The sequence below is a fragment of the Geosporobacter subterraneus DSM 17957 genome (assembly GCF_900142145.1).
Lineage (GTDB): Bacteria > Bacillota > Clostridia > Peptostreptococcales > Thermotaleaceae > Geosporobacter > Geosporobacter subterraneus.
The window spans coordinates 73,573-90,294 of sequence record NZ_FQZV01000003.1; the positions used below are offsets into that span (position 1 = coordinate 73,573).

Annotated in this window: 16 protein-coding genes and 1 other annotated feature (1 of these 17 only partly in view); all 16 genes read left to right on the plus strand. The window is 39.7% G+C overall.

What is annotated here, in order from left to right:
* Positions 1 to 193, plus strand: a binding site (T-box leader); it begins 37 nt to the left of the window's first position.
* 67 nt (positions 194 to 260) lie between these two features.
* The 16 genes from alaS (at position 261) to BUB56_RS00460 (ending at position 16,704) form a co-directional block, all read left to right on the plus strand.
* On the plus strand, positions 261 to 2,900 hold the full coding sequence (gene alaS / locus BUB56_RS00385) for an alanine--tRNA ligase (protein ID WP_110939396.1): 2,640 nt from the start codon (positions 261 to 263) through the stop codon (positions 2,898 to 2,900).
* Between the two features lie 305 nt (positions 2,901 to 3,205).
* Complete coding sequence (locus BUB56_RS00390; protein ID WP_110939397.1) at positions 3,206 to 3,463, plus strand: IreB family regulatory phosphoprotein; 258 nt, start codon at positions 3,206 to 3,208, stop codon at positions 3,461 to 3,463.
* A gap of 12 nt (positions 3,464 to 3,475) precedes the next feature.
* Positions 3,476 to 5,644, plus strand: coding sequence for a hypothetical protein (locus BUB56_RS00395; protein ID WP_110939398.1), 2,169 nt, complete (start codon positions 3,476 to 3,478; stop codon positions 5,642 to 5,644).
* Entirely contained in the window at positions 5,637 to 6,596 is a 960-nt protein-coding gene (locus BUB56_RS00400) for an aldo/keto reductase (protein ID WP_110939399.1), read from the plus strand. Before BUB56_RS00395 ends, BUB56_RS00400 begins: the two co-directional genes overlap by 8 nt.
* A 15-nt stretch (positions 6,597 to 6,611) precedes the next feature.
* Complete coding sequence (gene ruvX, locus BUB56_RS00405) at positions 6,612 to 7,022, plus strand: Holliday junction resolvase RuvX (RefSeq protein WP_110939400.1); 411 nt, start codon at positions 6,612 to 6,614, stop codon at positions 7,020 to 7,022.
* A 13-nt stretch (positions 7,023 to 7,035) separates the two neighbouring features.
* Positions 7,036 to 7,305, plus strand: coding sequence for a DUF1292 domain-containing protein (locus BUB56_RS00410; RefSeq protein WP_110939401.1), 270 nt, complete (start codon positions 7,036 to 7,038; stop codon positions 7,303 to 7,305).
* A gap of 124 nt (positions 7,306 to 7,429) precedes the next feature.
* A complete protein-coding gene (locus tag BUB56_RS00415) occupies positions 7,430 to 8,017 on the plus strand; it encodes a CDP-alcohol phosphatidyltransferase family protein (RefSeq protein ID WP_110939402.1) in 588 nt (195 codons plus the stop codon).
* A 45-nt stretch (positions 8,018 to 8,062) separates the two neighbouring features.
* A complete protein-coding gene (locus tag BUB56_RS00420) occupies positions 8,063 to 9,301 on the plus strand; it encodes an ABC transporter substrate-binding protein (RefSeq protein ID WP_110939403.1) in 1,239 nt (412 codons plus the stop codon).
* Positions 9,302 to 9,303: 2 nt separating this feature from the next.
* A complete protein-coding gene (locus tag BUB56_RS00425; RefSeq protein WP_242946179.1) occupies positions 9,304 to 10,170 on the plus strand; it encodes an ABC transporter permease in 867 nt (288 codons plus the stop codon).
* Between the two features lie 5 nt (positions 10,171 to 10,175).
* Entirely contained in the window at positions 10,176 to 10,982 is an 807-nt protein-coding gene (locus BUB56_RS00430; RefSeq protein WP_110939404.1) for an ABC transporter permease, read from the plus strand.
* Between the two features lie 19 nt (positions 10,983 to 11,001).
* A complete protein-coding gene (locus tag BUB56_RS00435) occupies positions 11,002 to 12,021 on the plus strand; it encodes an ABC transporter ATP-binding protein (RefSeq protein ID WP_110939405.1) in 1,020 nt (339 codons plus the stop codon).
* A gap of 281 nt (positions 12,022 to 12,302) precedes the next feature.
* Positions 12,303 to 13,004: a DNA/RNA nuclease SfsA gene (gene sfsA, locus BUB56_RS00440; RefSeq protein ID WP_110939406.1), complete on the plus strand. Its 702-nt coding sequence runs from the start codon at positions 12,303 to 12,305 to the stop codon at positions 13,002 to 13,004.
* A gap of 352 nt (positions 13,005 to 13,356) precedes the next feature.
* Positions 13,357 to 13,791, plus strand: a complete 435-nt coding sequence (locus tag BUB56_RS00445) for a Fur family transcriptional regulator (RefSeq protein ID WP_110939407.1) — start codon at positions 13,357 to 13,359, stop codon at positions 13,789 to 13,791.
* Positions 13,792 to 14,051: 260 nt separating this feature from the next.
* Positions 14,052 to 15,719 (plus strand): ribonuclease J, encoded by a 1,668-nt coding sequence (locus BUB56_RS00450; RefSeq protein WP_110939408.1) that lies wholly within the window; start codon positions 14,052 to 14,054, stop codon positions 15,717 to 15,719.
* A 96-nt stretch (positions 15,720 to 15,815) separates the two neighbouring features.
* Positions 15,816 to 16,118, plus strand: coding sequence for a LysO family transporter (locus tag BUB56_RS00455; protein WP_110939409.1), 303 nt, complete (start codon positions 15,816 to 15,818; stop codon positions 16,116 to 16,118).
* Positions 16,108 to 16,704, plus strand: coding sequence for a LysO family transporter (locus BUB56_RS00460; protein WP_110939410.1), 597 nt, complete (start codon positions 16,108 to 16,110; stop codon positions 16,702 to 16,704). The genes BUB56_RS00455 and BUB56_RS00460 overlap by 11 nt, the downstream gene beginning before the upstream one ends.
* The last annotated feature ends 18 nt before the right edge of the window (positions 16,705 to 16,722 follow it).

The window sequence follows — 16,722 nt, forward strand, 5'->3', positions numbered from 1 at the left end:
GTATGCAGAGAGGAAATCCTTTGGCTGAGAGATTTCTAACAGTCCTTATTAGAAGCAGCTTTTGAGCCATGGTTCTGAATCTATTTTAGTAAGAATCAGCGGAAGACAGCCGTTATCTGTCAGGTATTGAACTGTACTGGAGAGACCATTTTGGTAAGTAGGGTGGTACCGCGAGAGCACTCTCGTCCCTATATTGTAGGAACGAGAGTTTATTTTTTGTAAATGATTAAAATAACACAAGAGATATGGAGGGCGTAAGTATGGAAAAAATGAGTTTAAATGATATTCGCAGTTCTTTTTTAAATTTTTTTGCCAGTAAGAACCATTATGTAGGAAAAAGCTATTCCTTAGTACCTGAAAATGATAAGAGTTTGCTGCTGATTAATTCCGGTATGGCTCCTCTGAAACCCTTTTTTATGGGAATTGACACGCCGCCTAACAAGAGAATGGTTACCTGTCAGAAGTGCATACGTACAGGAGACATTGAAAATGTAGGCAAAACAGCCCGCCACGGCACTTTTTTTGAGATGTTAGGAAACTTCTCCTTTGGTGACTATTTTAAAGTAGAATCAATCCAGTGGGGCTGGGAATATGTAACGGAGCATTTAAAAATGCCGGTAGAAAAGCTGTGGGTCAGCGTATATGAGCAGGATGATGATGCCTATGAGATATGGAATAAAACAATTGGCGTACCGGCCGAACGTATTGTTCGATTAGGAAAAGCCGACAACTTTTGGGAGATCGGGCTAGGACCATGCGGACCATGCTCGGAGATCTATTTCGACCGTGGGGAAAAATATGGCTGCGGTCACGAGAACTGTAAACCAGGCTGTGACTGTGACCGATACGTTGAGTTTTGGAACCATGTATTTACCCAATTCGACAAAGATGAGCAGGGCAACTACAATCCACTGCCAAAGCCTAATATTGATACCGGAATGGGATTAGAAAGAGTTGCTTGCATCATGCAGGGAGTAGATTCTATTTTTGAAGTTGATACAATGCAGCAAATTTTAGAAGGCGTTACTACCCTGTCCAATCAAAAATATGGTGTAAGCTCTAAGAGTGATATTTCTATCCGTATTATAACAGACCATATTCGTTCCGTAACCTTTATGGTAAGCGACGGTATTATGCCAAGCAACGAGGGAAGGGGTTATGTACTACGCAGATTACTCCGTAGAGCTGCCAAACATGGAAAACAATTAGGAATTCAGGATACATTCCTTACAGCTTTGGTAGACCGTGTGATTGCTGTATCCGGCCAGGCTTATCCGGAACTTATAGAGAAACAGGAATACATTAAAAAGGTAATCTCTGTAGAGGAAGACCGGTTCCGTGAAACCATTGATCAGGGCAGTGAGATACTTAGAGGCTTTGTAGAAGAATTGAAGCAGCAGAAGAAGACCTGCCTTTCAGGTGAAAATGCATTTAAACTATACGACACCTATGGTTTTCCTATCGAACTAACAAAGGAAATCCTTGAAGAAGAGAGAATTGAGATTGATGAGGCAGGCTTTAAAGAAGAAATGGAGAAGCAACGGGTACGGGCTAGATCAGCAAGACAAAACATGGAGGATGAAGGCTGGAAGGAAGATATTTTTTCAAAGCTTAGTGCGGACATCCGATCAACCTTTGAAGGCTATGGCAATACACAAACAGAAGGCAAAGTGCTGGCCATTATGAAAAATGGAGAGGCAGTGGATACTGCCATGCAAAATGACGAAGTTATCCTGATTCTCGACCGAACACCCTTTTATCCGGAGGGAGGCGGACAAATCGGAGATAAAGGTTTTATGGAAAATGAAGCCGTGAAAGTGGAAATATTTGATTGTAGAAAAGGAAACAATGAAAGAATTCTCCATTATGGTAAAGTAGTGGAGGGAACACTAGCCGTAAATACGCAAATAAAAGCTATTGTTGATAGGGAGCTTCGAAAGGCTACAGAAAGAAATCATACGGCTACCCATCTGCTGCATAAAGCACTGAAGGAAACAGTTGGACAGCACGTTGAGCAGGCAGGTTCTTATGTTACACCTGATCGTCTGCGCTTTGACTTCAGCCATTTCCAAGCCCTTACCACAGAAGAAATAGACCGTATTGAGGAATCTATTAATGAAAGAATATTGATGGGCCTTGGTGTAAAAGCAGAAAATATGTCTTTAGAGGAAGCTAAGAAAATAGGCGCCACAGCCCTATTTGGTGAAAAGTATGGAAATACGGTAAGGGTTGTATCTATCGATGGCTATAGTATAGAATTGTGCGGCGGTACGCATATTGAGAATATCGGTCAAATCGGAATATTTAAGATTATCAGCGAAGGCGGAGTGGCTGCCGGTGTCAGAAGAATAGAGGCAGTAACCGGACTTAAGGCTTATGAAACCATTAAAGAAAAGGAAAACAAACTGAGTGAACTCTCCAAGCTGTTAAAAACAAGTGAAAAAGAGCTAGTTCATAAAACAGAGTCACTCATTCAGGAATTAAAGGGAGCCCAAAAAGAGCTTGAGGCTTTGAAGCTCAAGTTGGCTAGTGGTTCTATTGATGAAATTCTAGAAAATGCTTATCGAATTAAAGATCTAAAGGTGGTATCCTACAGGCTGGAAGGATTAGATATGGATAGTTTGAGAAATCTTGCTGATAAAGTAAGAGACCGCATCGGATCAGGGGTAGTAGTATTAGGAACAGCAGATCAGGATAAAGTGAATTTTGTTGCTATGGCTACTGACGATGCAGTCAAGCAAGGTATCCATGCCGGAAACATTATTAAGGAAGTTGCCAAAATCGCTGGCGGTGGCGGCGGCGGACGTCCAAACATGGCTCAGGCTGGGGCAAAGGACGTGGCCAAGCTGGAGGAAGCACTGCAAAAAGTTGAAGAATTAGTAAGATCTCAGCTTAAATAATAGTATAAAAGGTATATAATCTATATAGATAAACGCCAGTAAAATGAAAGATAAATGTAGGGGACGACCTATGTGTCGTCCCGAAAAAGCGGGCAGACACATAGGTTGTCCCCTACAAAACAACATCTTGTTGTAGAGGCGTAAATCTATATAGATATGTGATTTAGAAATTTAACATTATGTAGGGAACAGCCCCTGTGCTGTTCCGCTAATGTCCTTTTATTCTTTATAAATCTGCAATTGGACAGGATTATGCATAATCACAGCGAATAATAGTAATATATAAAAGAAAGGAGCGGGTAACAATGAATGAAAAATTTAATCTCACAATGAAGTTTAATGTGGATAAAGAAAAAGTAAATCAGGCAGAGGAAATATTAAAAAATGTGTATAAGTCTTTAAAAGAGAAAGGGTATAATCCCATTAATCAGCTGGTGGGCTATATTTTATCCGGCGACCCAACCTATATTACCAGTCATAACAATGCAAGAAGCTTAATTCGCCAGCTTGAAAGAGATGAACTATTGGAAGAATTGTTAAAGAGCTATTTAGAAAATAAATAGGAGAGATAAATATTGTATAACAAGTTAAATAAAACCATTTGCATGGTTGTGCTACTGCTTCTTTTATCTGGGATGAGCTCCTATAGTGAACCTGCCATAGATAAAAGAGTAGTTGTTGTGGCTATAAACGAAGTAAACTTTCAAGATCTTGAAAAGCTTCCTACCATAAAGAAGCTAATTGACCAAGGCTCTATCGGTCTGATGAACAATCGGACTTCTACGAGAGCCAATATATTTAAAGCTTATACAACCCTTGGTTCAGGCGTTCGCGCTGAAGCATCCTCTGATTCCATACATTTTGTAAATATCAATGAAGACAATAGAGAGATTTACCTGCGCAGAATGGGCACGGATCCGGGAGCTGAAGGTATCGTAAATCAAGATATGGCAAAGCTGCAAAGGCTAAATACTGCAGGAGAATATGGTGCTGTTGCAGGAGCTCTGGGACAAGCACTGCATGAAAAGAAAATAAAGACTGCAGCAATCGGAAACAGTGATATCTCAGATGCATCGGTACGTTTGGCCCCACTTATTGCCATGGATGAGCTGGGCTTTGTGGATTATGGAGATGTGAGTCAAGGCACTTTAATAAAGGATGATCTATATCCATTTGGTTTAAAGAATAATTATCAGAGAATGCTTGAAGCATTTATTGAGGCTTATGAAAAAGCCGGGTTGACAGTCATAGACATTGGAGACATCTATCGGCTGGAACGCTACCGGGACAATATGACGGATCAGGCTTATATGAATCATAGGGTGAAAACACTGAGGGAGTTAGATGCTTATATGGTCCAACTCCTGGAGCACATTGATTTTTCAAATACGAGACTATATGTAGTAACCCCTTATCCCTCTGCGTCTAATATTAAAGCAGGTGACAGGCTGACGCCCATTTTAGCAGTAGGTGACGGAATCCGACCAGGAATATTGACATCGAATACCACCAGGCGTGAAGGGGTTGTAGGTAACGTAGACTTAGCACCCAGTATTGTAGAATATTTAGGGGTACAAAGTGAAAGTATGACCGGAAGACCCTTAGCTTATCTTGAAAGAGCTGGCAACCTGGAGTGGCTGATGAATATTAATCAGGATATTATTGCTACATCAGAGTTTAGATATCCCGTATTAACAACCTTTGCAATTTTTGAGATACTAATCTCCATCTCAGCATTAATACTGATTTTATTGAAGGACAGGCTCAATAGCAAATGGGTAAGTGGGTTCATGAATCTATTGTTAAGTACAATGACAGTACCCTTTGTATTATTGATTCTTTCTTTGTTTGCGAAAAGAAATCTGTTTCTGGTATTTACCTGGATGATTGTTATTACCGTCCTTATTACCTACGGAGCTAAAAAAATCAGCAGACATCGACTGGATCCTCTTCTGATTCTTTCTGCCTTGACCACCATTGGGCTGCTGCTAGATATAGCTACCCACGGACGGTTGATCAAAACCTCCCTGTTGGGATATGATCCAATCATTGGAGCCCGTTATTATGGAATAGGGAATGAATATATGGGGGTTTTGATCGGTTCAACTCTAGTATTTGCAACAGCGATAATAGATAGGTTTAAAACAAGCAGATATTTGACCTTATTAATATTTGTCTGTACAACAGTAATCGTAGGTTTTCCCGGTTTAGGCGCCAATGTAGGTGGCACCATTACGGCCGTTGCAGCTTTTGTATTTTCATCTTTGCGGCTATTTAATGTTCGTATTCGTCTGAAACAAATCCTTATTATAGGATTTTCCACTGTTTTTGTCGTGGCAGTGATGGCCTTTATCGACATCAATGTTTTAGGTGCAAAATCTCATTTAGCCGGTGCTATTCAACAGATCTTTAGTGAGGGACCCGGAACCATTTTTTTAATCGCAAATCGAAAGCTGGCTATGAATCTAAGGTTAATCCGTGTTACGATCTGGAGTAAGGTTTTGATCAGCACGATTTTAATACTGGCTGTATTGTTCTACCGGCCGGTTGGTGCCATCAATAGACTCTTTAAAGCGTACCCAAACCTCTCTATCGGATGGGCAGGCATCGTTACAGCTTGTGTTGTAGGATTTCTTGTAAATGACTCTGGCGTTGTAGCTTCTGCGACGGGAATTATTTTCTTAGCCATGAGTATGTTGTTTTTAACTTTTTACATTCCAAAGGAGAACCATACCGATGTCTAGCTTAGAATATAGAACTTTAGGACGTTCAGGCATACAGGTTTCAAGGCTGTGCTTTGGTGCATTGACTATCGGACCCCTACAGGCTAATATGACCGTAGAGGCAGGGGCTGCTATTATTCAAGAAGCCTTTTCCCTAGGCGTAAATTTTATAGATACAGCGGAGCTTTATCAGACCTATCCCCATATTCGTAGAGCGATAAAAGCCATGGACAGGCAGAAGCTGGTTATAGCAACCAAGTCTTACGCTTATGACAAAGGAACTGCAGAAGCCAGTCTGAATATGGCACGCAAAGAACTTGACTTGGATCAAATTGATATTTTTTTGTTGCATGAACAGGAAAATGAACATACTATTAGGGGACACATGGAAGCCTTAGAGTATTTCAAAAGTATGAAGGAAGCTGGTATTCTAAAGGCAGTGGGAATTTCTACCCACCACATTGCAGCGGTTAGAGCTGCTGCTGAAATAGATGAGATCGACATCATACACCCGATCATAAATATGACAGGACTGGGTATACAGGACGGCTCTATAAAGGAAATGATAGAAGCCCTCGAAACAGCTCATCAAAGAGGAAAGGGAATTTATGGAATGAAGCCTCTTGGTGGAGGCAATCTTATTCATGATGCAGATCAATGCTTTCAGTTTGTATTGAACCTGCCATTTTTAGATGCTGTTGCCGTCGGAATGCAGACTATAGAGGAAGTGCAGGCTAATGTTATGCGGTTTAAAGGTATTTCTATACCGAAAGCATTACAAGATAAAATCAACACAATGCCCAGAAGGCTCCATATTGATAAATGGTGTGAAACATGTGGCGCTTGTATTCCAAAATGCAGTCAAAAGTCTTTAGCCATTAAGAATAATATTTTGACTGTTGACCCTAAAACCTGTGTTTTATGTGGGTATTGCAGCAGCTATTGTCCTAATTTCTGTATTAAAATTGTATAAAGTGAGGAGTTTTATATGCGTGCTATGGGATTGGATGTTGGAGATAAAACGATCGGCGTTGCAGTAAGTGATTTATTGGGCCTTACCGCCCAAGGCCTTGAGACCATTAGAAGAACCAAAAAAAAAGCCGATTATGCAAGGATCGGCGAACTGATTAAGGAAAAGGACGTCAGCAAAATTATAGTAGGCCTGCCTAAAAACATGAATGGTACCATTGGGCCTCAAGGAGAGAAAGTTCTAGAGTTTGTGGAAGGGTTAAAAAACCGTTTTAAAGTAGAGATCATTCTATGGGATGAGCGACTTACTACTGTTGCCGCTGAAAGATCCCTAATTGAAGCAGATATGCGCAGGGAGAAGCGAAAAACAGTAATCGATATGGTGGCAGCCACATATATTCTACAGGGATACCTGGATAGTCGCAGGTGAAAGGGGTGAAAAAATGGAGAACGAAAATATTGTAACCCTTCTTGATGAGGAAGGAAAAGAAACAGATTTTGAGGTTATTGCCACACTGGAAGTAAATGAAAGCGAATACGCAATCCTGCTTCCTTTAGATGGAGATAGTGAGGAAGCGTTCATCTTCAGAATGATCGAAGAGAACGGCAGCTATTCTTTAGAGTGTGTAGAAGATGACGAAGAATTCAATGCAGTAGCAGCTGCATATGAAGAATTGATGCAGGAAGAAGAAAACGATGAGGAATATGAGTAAGCTGCTAATAGAGATAAACTATAGTTTGAAGAAAACTATAGTTTTTTTCTATAAACACTTTAGAAATAATTATATTATAATAGTAGATAGTTGATTTAATGATTTCACGAATGGAGGATACTACTTGTTAGATACGAAAGCAAGAGTGTATGTGCAGCCAGTTTTTAATCAAATTGCAAGGGTTTTTATCAAAACTATGTTAACACCAAAACAAATCACAGTGTTAGCTTTAATTTTTGGAATTTTTAGTTCTATAATGCTTTACTATGATCTAGCTTGGATTGCATTACTACTGTTATGGATTTCAGGTTTTTTTGATGTAATAGACGGCTCCATTGCAAGATTAACCGGCCAAAGCAGTGAACTTGGAGCATTAATGGACATTATTTTTGACAGAATTGTAGAAATTGGTATTATATTATCCCTAGCTTTGAAATATCATGATGCAAGGATGTCGCTGATGTTTTTGTTATCATCTATTATTTTTTCCTTCTCTATTTTCCTAACAGTAGGTGCCTTAAGCGATAGAAAGAGTGAAAAAGCATTTTATTATCAAGCTGGACTAGCAGAACGAACTGAAACCTTTATCGTTTTTTCTTTGATTATGCTTTTCCCTGACTTACGGATAGTATTCATCAATCTATTTACGATCATGATCCTCTATACAGGAGCACAACGCTTTTATGAGGCATATAAAATTTTTGGCAAATAACTGTTATTTTTTTTTTGTAAAAAACTATTTGATGAGGTGACAATCATGAAAAAAAGGATTTTGATATTTTTATTAATAGGACTACTCAGCATATCCATCATTGGATGCAGCAGCAAGGTATCTACTCCAGTATCCAAAGATGTCTTGGATATGGAGTGGTCAGAGGTAGAATCGGCGGCAAAAGGATCGGTGGTAAACTTTTACGGATGGGGTGGCGATGAAAAGGTAAATAGATGGCTGGATACGGTTATCGCACCTGCATTAAAGGACAACTATGATATTACGCTCAATAGGGTGCCGATGAATGCAGAAGACTTCTTAAATAAACTTTTGGGAGACAAACAGGTGGGTAATGAAAAGGGAAGTATAGATGTACTCTGGATCAACGGAGAAAACTTTTACACAGCTAAAAACAACGAATTGCTCTTTGGGCCATTTTTAGATAAACTGCCAAATGCACAGAAATATATCAATCTTGATGAAGAGGATGTTAAATACGATTTTGGTTATCCGGTTGAAGGCTACGAAGCGCCCTATGGAAAAGCACAGCTGGTATTCATATATGATAGGGCCAAGATTGATGCCCCACCGAAAAACCATATAGAACTGCTAGAACTGGCAAAAAAGTATCCAGGAAAAATCACCTATCCTGCACCTCCTGATTTTACCGGCAGTGCTTTTGTCAGAAACATTATATATGATGTATGCGGCTACGAAACCTTCCAAACCTTAGAAGATGGCGCTTTGGAAAACAATGTAGCTCCTGGTATGGACTATTTAAGAGAATTGAAGCCCTATCTGTGGAGAAAGGGCGAAACCTATCCTGCTACAGTGGCCCAGCTGAATAATATGTTTGCTGATGGTGAAGTTTTATTCGGGATGAGCTACACCCCTTATTATGCTTCAGGAAGAATAACAGATGGAGAGTTTTCAGAGACCACAGATACCTTTGTATTTGATAAGGGTAACATTGGAAATACCCATTTTTTAGCAATCCCCTTTAATGCACAAAACAAAGCCGGGGCTATGGTAACCATAAATTATATCGAAGGCTTTGAGGCACAGATTTCTAAATACAATCCTGAACAGTGGGGAGATCTTCCAGTGCTAGACTATAACAAGCTCTCACAGGAAGAAAAGCAGGTGTTTGATAGTATTCCATTGGGCAAGGGTGGAATTCCGCAGAATATATTAATGGAACATCGTGTGCCGGAAATGCCTGCACGATTTATTCCACGCATTGAAGAGATTTGGGTACAGGTACTATCAAAAAAGGGTGAGTAGCATTGAATAGCAGAACCTTAAAACCCTATATACTTCTAGCTCCCGTTCTAATGATCCTATCAGGTATATTTATCGGAGGCTTATCTATGGCTTTGGCACAGAGCCTTGGCTATTTTCCCGTAGTTGGTCTTAGAAACATTACATTATTCTACTATAGGGAGGTTCTAAGGGATAGCAGTTTTCTAACTGCTTTAGCTTTTAGCTTGTATACATCCTTTGTATCTTCGCTGTTCTCCGTGGGCATAGGTGTATTGCTTTCATATCTTTTGATTCAAAAAAATAATTCAGAGAAGCTTGTAAGCATATTTTACAAGCTTCCTATTATTGTTCCTCATACGGTTGCAGTGCTGCTCATGTTGAATATATTCTTTGACAGTGGAATTCTTGCCAGATTGTTTTATCATCTTGATTTGATTCAAGACTCTTCTCAATTTTCAAAGCTGGTATTTGATAAAAGAGGTTTCGGGATTATTATTACTTATATATGGAAGGAAGTACCCTTCATCACTATGGTAGTCTATACAGTTATGAGCAAAATCAATAGCAAATTAGCCGATGCAGCGGCTAATTTAGGTGCAAACAGACGTCAAATTTTCATTCATGTACTGTTACCTTTGCTGCTGCCTACTATATCCTCCGCCTTTATTATCATTTTCGCTTTTTCTTTTGGAGCTTTTGAAGTTCCTTACTTGATCGGTCCAACTTTTCCCAAGGCATTGCCGGTCATGGCTTATATTAACTATATTCATCCTGATATGACCAATAGGCCCTATACCATGGTAATCTTAATGTGTATTACATTTATATGTATTCTGCTTACAATGCTCTATACTAAACTTTTTAATCTCATTCTTCAATATGATAGGTGATCAATATGAGAGAACGTAAGTGGGTTCAGGAAATCCTCCTGTATTCTATTGTTTTCCTGCTAACATTACCGATTTTTATTTTACTGATTTGGTCCTTTACAAAAACTTGGCCATGGCCTGATCTCATTCCAAAAGATGTTGGCCTAAGGGGATGGCGATATATTATTGATCCCCATACGAAAATATTGAAAATTTTGTGCTTTAGTTTCTTCCTATCTCTGGCCGTTACCTTTGTAACGCTGTTGGTAAGTCTTCCGGCGGCAAAGGCAATAGGCCAGCATAATTTTAAAGGAAAAAAAGCTATACAAATCTTTATTTTATCGCCCATCATCGTGCCACCTCTTGCTGTGGCCATGGGAATCCATGTGAAATTCATCCAAATGGGCTTAGCCGATACCTTTTGGGGAATATTATTGGTTCATCTGATCCCCTGCATACCTTATGCTGTGCGAATTCTCACCAATGTATATGAGGCCTTAGGCACGAGGATGGAGCAGCAGGCGAGAATACTTGGAGCCAACCGTTTACAGACACAGTTCCATGTTATGCTGCCATTGTTGGCACCGGGATTAGTTTCTGCAGGCAGCTTAGTTTTTATCATTTCCTTTAGCCAATACTTCTTAACCTATTTGGTCGGTGGAGGAAAAATCATTACCTTATCCATGGTTCTGTTTCCGTTTATCGAAAGCGGTGATCGGGCCATTGCATCTGCCCTTAGCCTGATCTTTATCGCTATAACCCTTATTTTTTTTCTCCTTATAAATAAAATCTTAAGAACTCATTTAAATACCCAGGATTATTTTTATCTTTAAAAGATTGGACGGTTTAATCATGAATGAATTGCAACTCATCAATATATCCAAGCATTTTGATCAAAAAATTGTTTTAAATGAAATCAATTTTTCTGTTCGTAAGGGGGAATTAGTTTCATTATTGGGCCCTTCCGGCTGTGGAAAAACGACTCTGCTGAAAATCATTGCAGGACTCCTTCCGCCTGATGGAGGACAACTCCTCTTCGATGGCAACTCTATCCTAAATATACCGGTTGAAAGAAGGGGTACGGTCATGGTATTTCAGGATTACTTGCTGTTTCCTCATTTAAATGTCTGGAACAATATTGGTTTTGGTTTGCGGATGGCAGGAAAAGGGAGAGAAGAACAGGCAAAAAAGATTAATGAGATGCTAGAGCTTGTTGAGTTGCATGGCTTTGAAAAAAAATATCCCAGAGAATTATCCGGTGGACAAAAGCAGAGGGTGGCACTAGCCAGGGCCCTAGCAATAGAACCTAAGGTACTACTATTGGACGAGCCTTTTTCTAATCTAGACGCAAGGCTTAGGGAAAGCATGCGGGACTTTGTATGCGGGTTGCAGAAAAAGCTAAAAATAACAACTATATTGGTAACCCACGATAAGGAAGAAGCTTTATTGTCATCAGACCGAATTGTATTGCTGTTGGATGGGAAAGTACAGCAGATCGGCACACCAGAGGAAATATATCTGATGCCGAAAAATAGGGAAGCAGCCAATTTTCTTGGTAAAAAGAACTATTTAAAGGGCAGGATAGAGAAAGGAATCTTTTACTATAGCGGCGGTGAATTAAAATCAGAAGAAAGAGCAGACGGTACTTATTGGATGATGATCCGACCGGAAGAAATTAAATTGAAAAAAGATAAAGGAAATGCCTCTGCTATTATTGTAGATATGCGTTTTGCAGGGGATCGGATCTATTATAAAGTGAAGCTTGGGGAAGAAATGCTAGAGTGTCTGATGCTGCCAGATACTATTTTTTCCATAGGGGAAGCTGTAAATCTGTCTATGGACCTACAAAATATAATTCTCTTTCCTGAATAATAAAAGGACGCTCGAATCAATGCCACTGAAAAAGTCAAAAATACTGCAAAAAGTCTGGTTTGTCATCCTGAGCGCAGCGAAGGATCTGAGAAATTAAGCGCTTTTAAAAATTCTTTAATCCACGATCTTTTATTTAGAATGACAGAACCTGGACTTTTTCAGTGACCTTGCTGAAATCCTGTTTTAGAATTTCTGTATTGGCAATCTTCATGCGTAGACTCAGGCGATGAAAGGGAAGCAGGTTTTCCAGATATATGCATGAAAGACTTGGAGGGTTTAAATTGAAAATACGTATACAAGGCGAATTAAAAGAAGCTAGGTTTATAAAGAGATTGAATCGTTTTATTGGAGAAATTTTCATTGATGGGGATATTCAGAAAACCCATATAGCCAATACTGGGAGGATGAGAGAACTGCTGACGGAGGGGGCCAGAATTGTCGTCAGACAGGTACAGGATAAAAAAAGAAAAACCGCCTATGATCTTTTGATGGTTTACAAAGAGGATGTTCTGGTTTCCATCGATTCGAAGCTGCCAAATATTCTGCTGGAAAAAGGCTTTGAGAGCAACAGTATACCAGCTTTTAAAGACTATACATCTGTTAAAAAAGAGGTGACCTTCGGCAAGAGCCGATTTGACCTTCTTATCCATCGGCAGCGGGATGCAGCCTTTATTGAAGCCAAATGTGTAACCTATGTGCGGGAGGATCATGTGGCATCGTTTCCTGATGCTCCTACAGAGCGAGGTAGAAAGCATGTACTGGAACTAATGGAAGCCCTTCAGGCAGGAATGCGGGGAGCTGTCTATTTTATCGTTCAAAGGGAAGATGCCATTGCATTTACACCGAATCGTATGATGGATCCTCATTTTGCAGATGCGGTAGTGGAGGCCTATCATGCAGGTGTAGAATTCTACGCATATATCTGTAAAGTTGCACCTGGGGAAATTCAAATTTATAAGGAGATTCCTATATTTTTCACTTGATTTATCTATCAGAAGATGGTAAATTGTAATTGAGAATAAATGTCATTGCCTTTATATACAATTGGGAAGGATGAACCTCTTATGCCAATGCTTTGTAAAACCTGCGGGAATCAAATTGCTGATAACTCGATAAAACGATGCCCCAGATGCTATACCATCATTAAGGAACCGCCAAAATGCGGTGACTGTAAAGGCTGCTCTTTAGGGAAGAAGGATTGCACAGATAAAGTGTAGAAATTTTCAATTGAAATTGTACATTTTTCAATATTATTTTTATTTTCCCTTGACTTTTCCAGATTTAGGCTTTAAACTAATCATGACAGAGATTATTAATTGAAAAGAAGGTGTGGATGTGACAGAAATCATGGAAGGTCTTAAGGATCAGTTAAAAGAGAAAGGCTATAAATTAACACCTCAAAGACGGGCTACACTGGATACAATTATTGAAAATCAAGGCAAACACCTTAGTACAGAAGAAATCTATGACATGGTTAAAGAGAAATGTCCGGAAATCGGGTTAGCAACAGTTTACAGAACTTTACAACTACTGGACGAATTAGACGTAATATCCAAAATCAATTTTGACGACGGATGCAGCCGCTATGAACTTAATACCCATCAAGATGATCATCAGCATCACCATTTGATCTGTTTAAAGTGCGGAAATGTTATTGAAGTAGAAGTTGATTTAATGGACGCTTTAGAGAACGAAATCGAAAAGAATTATAATTTCGAGATCCGCGACCATAAAGTCAAGTTTTTTGGGTATTGCAGCAAGTGTAAATAATCCTGTAACGATAAAGTTGCAGGTTTTTTCTTTTTAGCAACGTAAAATTTCATCCCCTGTCTGCTTATATAAAAATTTAAAATTAGCAATAATAACACATAAAGGCATGAAGGTGATTTCATAAGTGACTAGTTTACATATTGTAAACCGCTGTTAAATACTGTATAATGGATTGTGCAAAAGGTGAACGGTTATCTTGAATTTAGAAATTACAACGGGTTCGGAATAATTGACATCGTATAAATTAGGAGAGTGATAATGTGGCAAAAAAAACAGCAAAGCTAAAACTAATTCCACTAGGTGGATTAAATGAAATCGGCAAAAATATGATGGCCATTGAATATAAAGATGATATCATGTTGATTGACTGTGGATTAACCTTCCCTGAGGATGAAATGCTGGGAATTGATATTGTTATTCCCGACATAACCTATTTGATTAAAAACAAAGACAAGGTTCGGGGCATCGTCCTTACCCACGGTCATGAGGATCATATCGGTGCACTGCCTTATGTTTTAAAAAAAATAAATCTACCCATCTATGGAACGAAGCTGACCCTTGGATTGGTGGAGACGAAGTTGAAAGAGCATAAGCTTTCAGGCAGCGTGCACATGCAGGTTGTTAAGCCTGGGGATACAGTAAAGCTGGGTGAATTTAAGGTTGAATTTATGCGAACCAGTCATAGTATAGCAGATGCAGTGTGCTTGGCAATCCATACCTCAGTAGGAACGATTGTTCACACAGGTGACTTTAAAGTGGATTTTACACCGATTGACGGGGAGCGCATTGATCTTCATAGACTGGCTGAACTGGGACAAAAAGGGGTACTGCTGCTTATGGCAGACAGCACCAATGTAGAACGACCAGGCTATACGATGTCGGAGCGTACTGTTGGAGCAACCTTTGAGAATATTTTTAGAAATGCAACAAAACGAATCATCGTAGCAACCTTTGCATCCAACGTTCATAGAGTACAGCAGATCATCAATGCAGCTTATAAGTTTAACAGAAAAGTTTCATTTTCCGGCAGAAGCATGATCAATGTAGTAAATGTAGCGATGGAGCTAGGTTATTTGAATGTACCCAGTGATATGCTGGTAGATATGAATGATATCGATCGCTATATGGACCATGAAATCGTGGTGGTAACAACCGGCAGCCAAGGCGAGCCGATGTCTGCTCTTTCCAGAATTGCAGCCTCAGAGCATAAAAAGCTGGAGATACAACCTGGAGATATGGTGATTATTTCTGCTACCCCAATACCAGGAAATGAAAAAACTGTAGCAAAGGTAGTAAATCAGCTCTTTGAAAAGGGTGCCAATGTAATCTATGAGAGCCTGGCTGATGTCCATGTATCCGGTCACGCCTGCCAGGAGGAATTGAAGCTAATCCATTCCTTGGTCAGACCCCAGTATTTTATACCGGTCCATGGGGAGCACAGACATCTGCGGCAGCATGCAAAGCTGGCGGAAAGCATGGGAACCCCTCCTGAAAATATCTTTACTTTAGATAACGGTCAAGTCATAGAGATATCTAAGGAAGGTGCAAAAATAAGCGGAAATGTAACTGCAGGCAATATTTTGGTAGATGGTTTAGGTGTAGGAGATGTTGGCAATATCGTATTGAGAGACAGAAAGCATTTATCTGAAGATGGATTAATGGTTGTGGTTGTAACTATCACCAAGGAAACCGGTCAGGTGGTTGCAGGGCCCGATATCATATCCAGAGGCTTCGTTTATGTGCGAGAGTCCGAAGATCTTATGGATGAGGCGAGAACAGTCGTTCGAAATTCCCTTCAGAATTGCCAGGGTAATAACGTGAGAGAATGGGCAGTGTTGAAGTCTGCAATCAAGGATAGTTTAAGAGACTTCTTGTATTCTAAGACCAAGAGAAGTCCAATGATTCTACCGATCATTATGGAGGTATAAAATATGCTGCCCTGCAGCATATTTTTTTCACTTTTTCGTGAATCATTGTATAATAATAATGGATATTAATCAAAGGACATAAGGGGGGGCTTCTGCTTGCGTATACTACTCTATGTTACAATCATCCTGATAGGTGCTGTGATAGGCTATCAGGACATACTAAGTTCAAAACTTAAGGACAGGCTTTCTCAAATTCAGACCTGGTGTCTTCTGGCACTCTTGATGATCATGGGCATAAATATCGGTATTAATAAAGAAATTGTAGGCACCTTTTTTAAATTAGGCTACCAGGGAATTGTATTGGCTCTTTTTTCCATCCTATTCAGCATACTGGGTGTAAAATTGGTTTCTAAGGCATTCACGACAAAAGAAGAAGGGGAGTGTGGCCATGACAGTTAAAATTATGCTTTCCGTTTTACTAGGTGTATTCTGTGGATTGTTTATATTCCCAGAGCAATATGTAGGATTTATGGGGCAAATCATCGATATAGGTCTGTGCACACTGCTGCTATTTGTCGGGATAGACATTGGCCGCAATAGAGATATTGTTCCCAAAATCATGGCCAATGGAATAAAGATTCTATTGGTTCCCCTGATGGTGGCACTAGGAAGCATTGCCGGAAGTATGGTAGGAGGATATTTTTTAGGTATCCCCTTTTATGAAGCAGGAGCGATCGGTGCCGGTTTTGGCTGGTATAGTCTTTCTGCCATAGAGCTTTCTAAATACAGTGCAGAAACAGGTGCTTTAGCGTTTATTACCAACGTTAGCCGCGAAGTAATTGCTCTGATTTCTATACCCTTTATTGCAAAATATATAGGAAAGCTAGAAAGCATCGCACCAGCAGGAGCAACGGCCATGGATACATCCCTGCCGGTTATATCAAGCGCTACCAACGGCAATACGGCTGTGATTTCCTTTATTACAGGCTTGATCTTGTCAGCCTTAGTACCGGTTTTAGTACCATTAATCATTTCATTAAATTAATAAATATTAAGGAGGTTG

What these genes read in the sequence shown, in the direction of transcription:
- ruvX (WP_110939400.1), top strand. Translation starts at nt 6,612, where the DNA reads ATGCGTGCTATGGGATTGGATGTTGGAGATAAAACGATCGGCGTTGCA.
- alaS (WP_110939396.1), top strand. Translation starts at nt 261, where the DNA reads ATGGAAAAAATGAGTTTAAATGATATTCGCAGTTCTTTTTTAAATTTT.
- BUB56_RS00460 (WP_110939410.1), top strand. Translation starts at nt 16,108, where the DNA reads ATGACAGTTAAAATTATGCTTTCCGTTTTACTAGGTGTATTCTGTGGA.
- BUB56_RS00410 (WP_110939401.1), top strand. Translation starts at nt 7,036, where the DNA reads ATGGAGAACGAAAATATTGTAACCCTTCTTGATGAGGAAGGAAAAGAA.
- BUB56_RS00400 (WP_110939399.1), top strand. Translation starts at nt 5,637, where the DNA reads ATGTCTAGCTTAGAATATAGAACTTTAGGACGTTCAGGCATACAGGTT.
- BUB56_RS00390 (WP_110939397.1), top strand. Translation starts at nt 3,206, where the DNA reads ATGAATGAAAAATTTAATCTCACAATGAAGTTTAATGTGGATAAAGAA.
- BUB56_RS00430 (WP_110939404.1), top strand. Translation starts at nt 10,176, where the DNA reads ATGAGAGAACGTAAGTGGGTTCAGGAAATCCTCCTGTATTCTATTGTT.
- BUB56_RS00420 (WP_110939403.1), top strand. Translation starts at nt 8,063, where the DNA reads ATGAAAAAAAGGATTTTGATATTTTTATTAATAGGACTACTCAGCATA.
- BUB56_RS00435 (WP_110939405.1), top strand. Translation starts at nt 11,002, where the DNA reads ATGAATGAATTGCAACTCATCAATATATCCAAGCATTTTGATCAAAAA.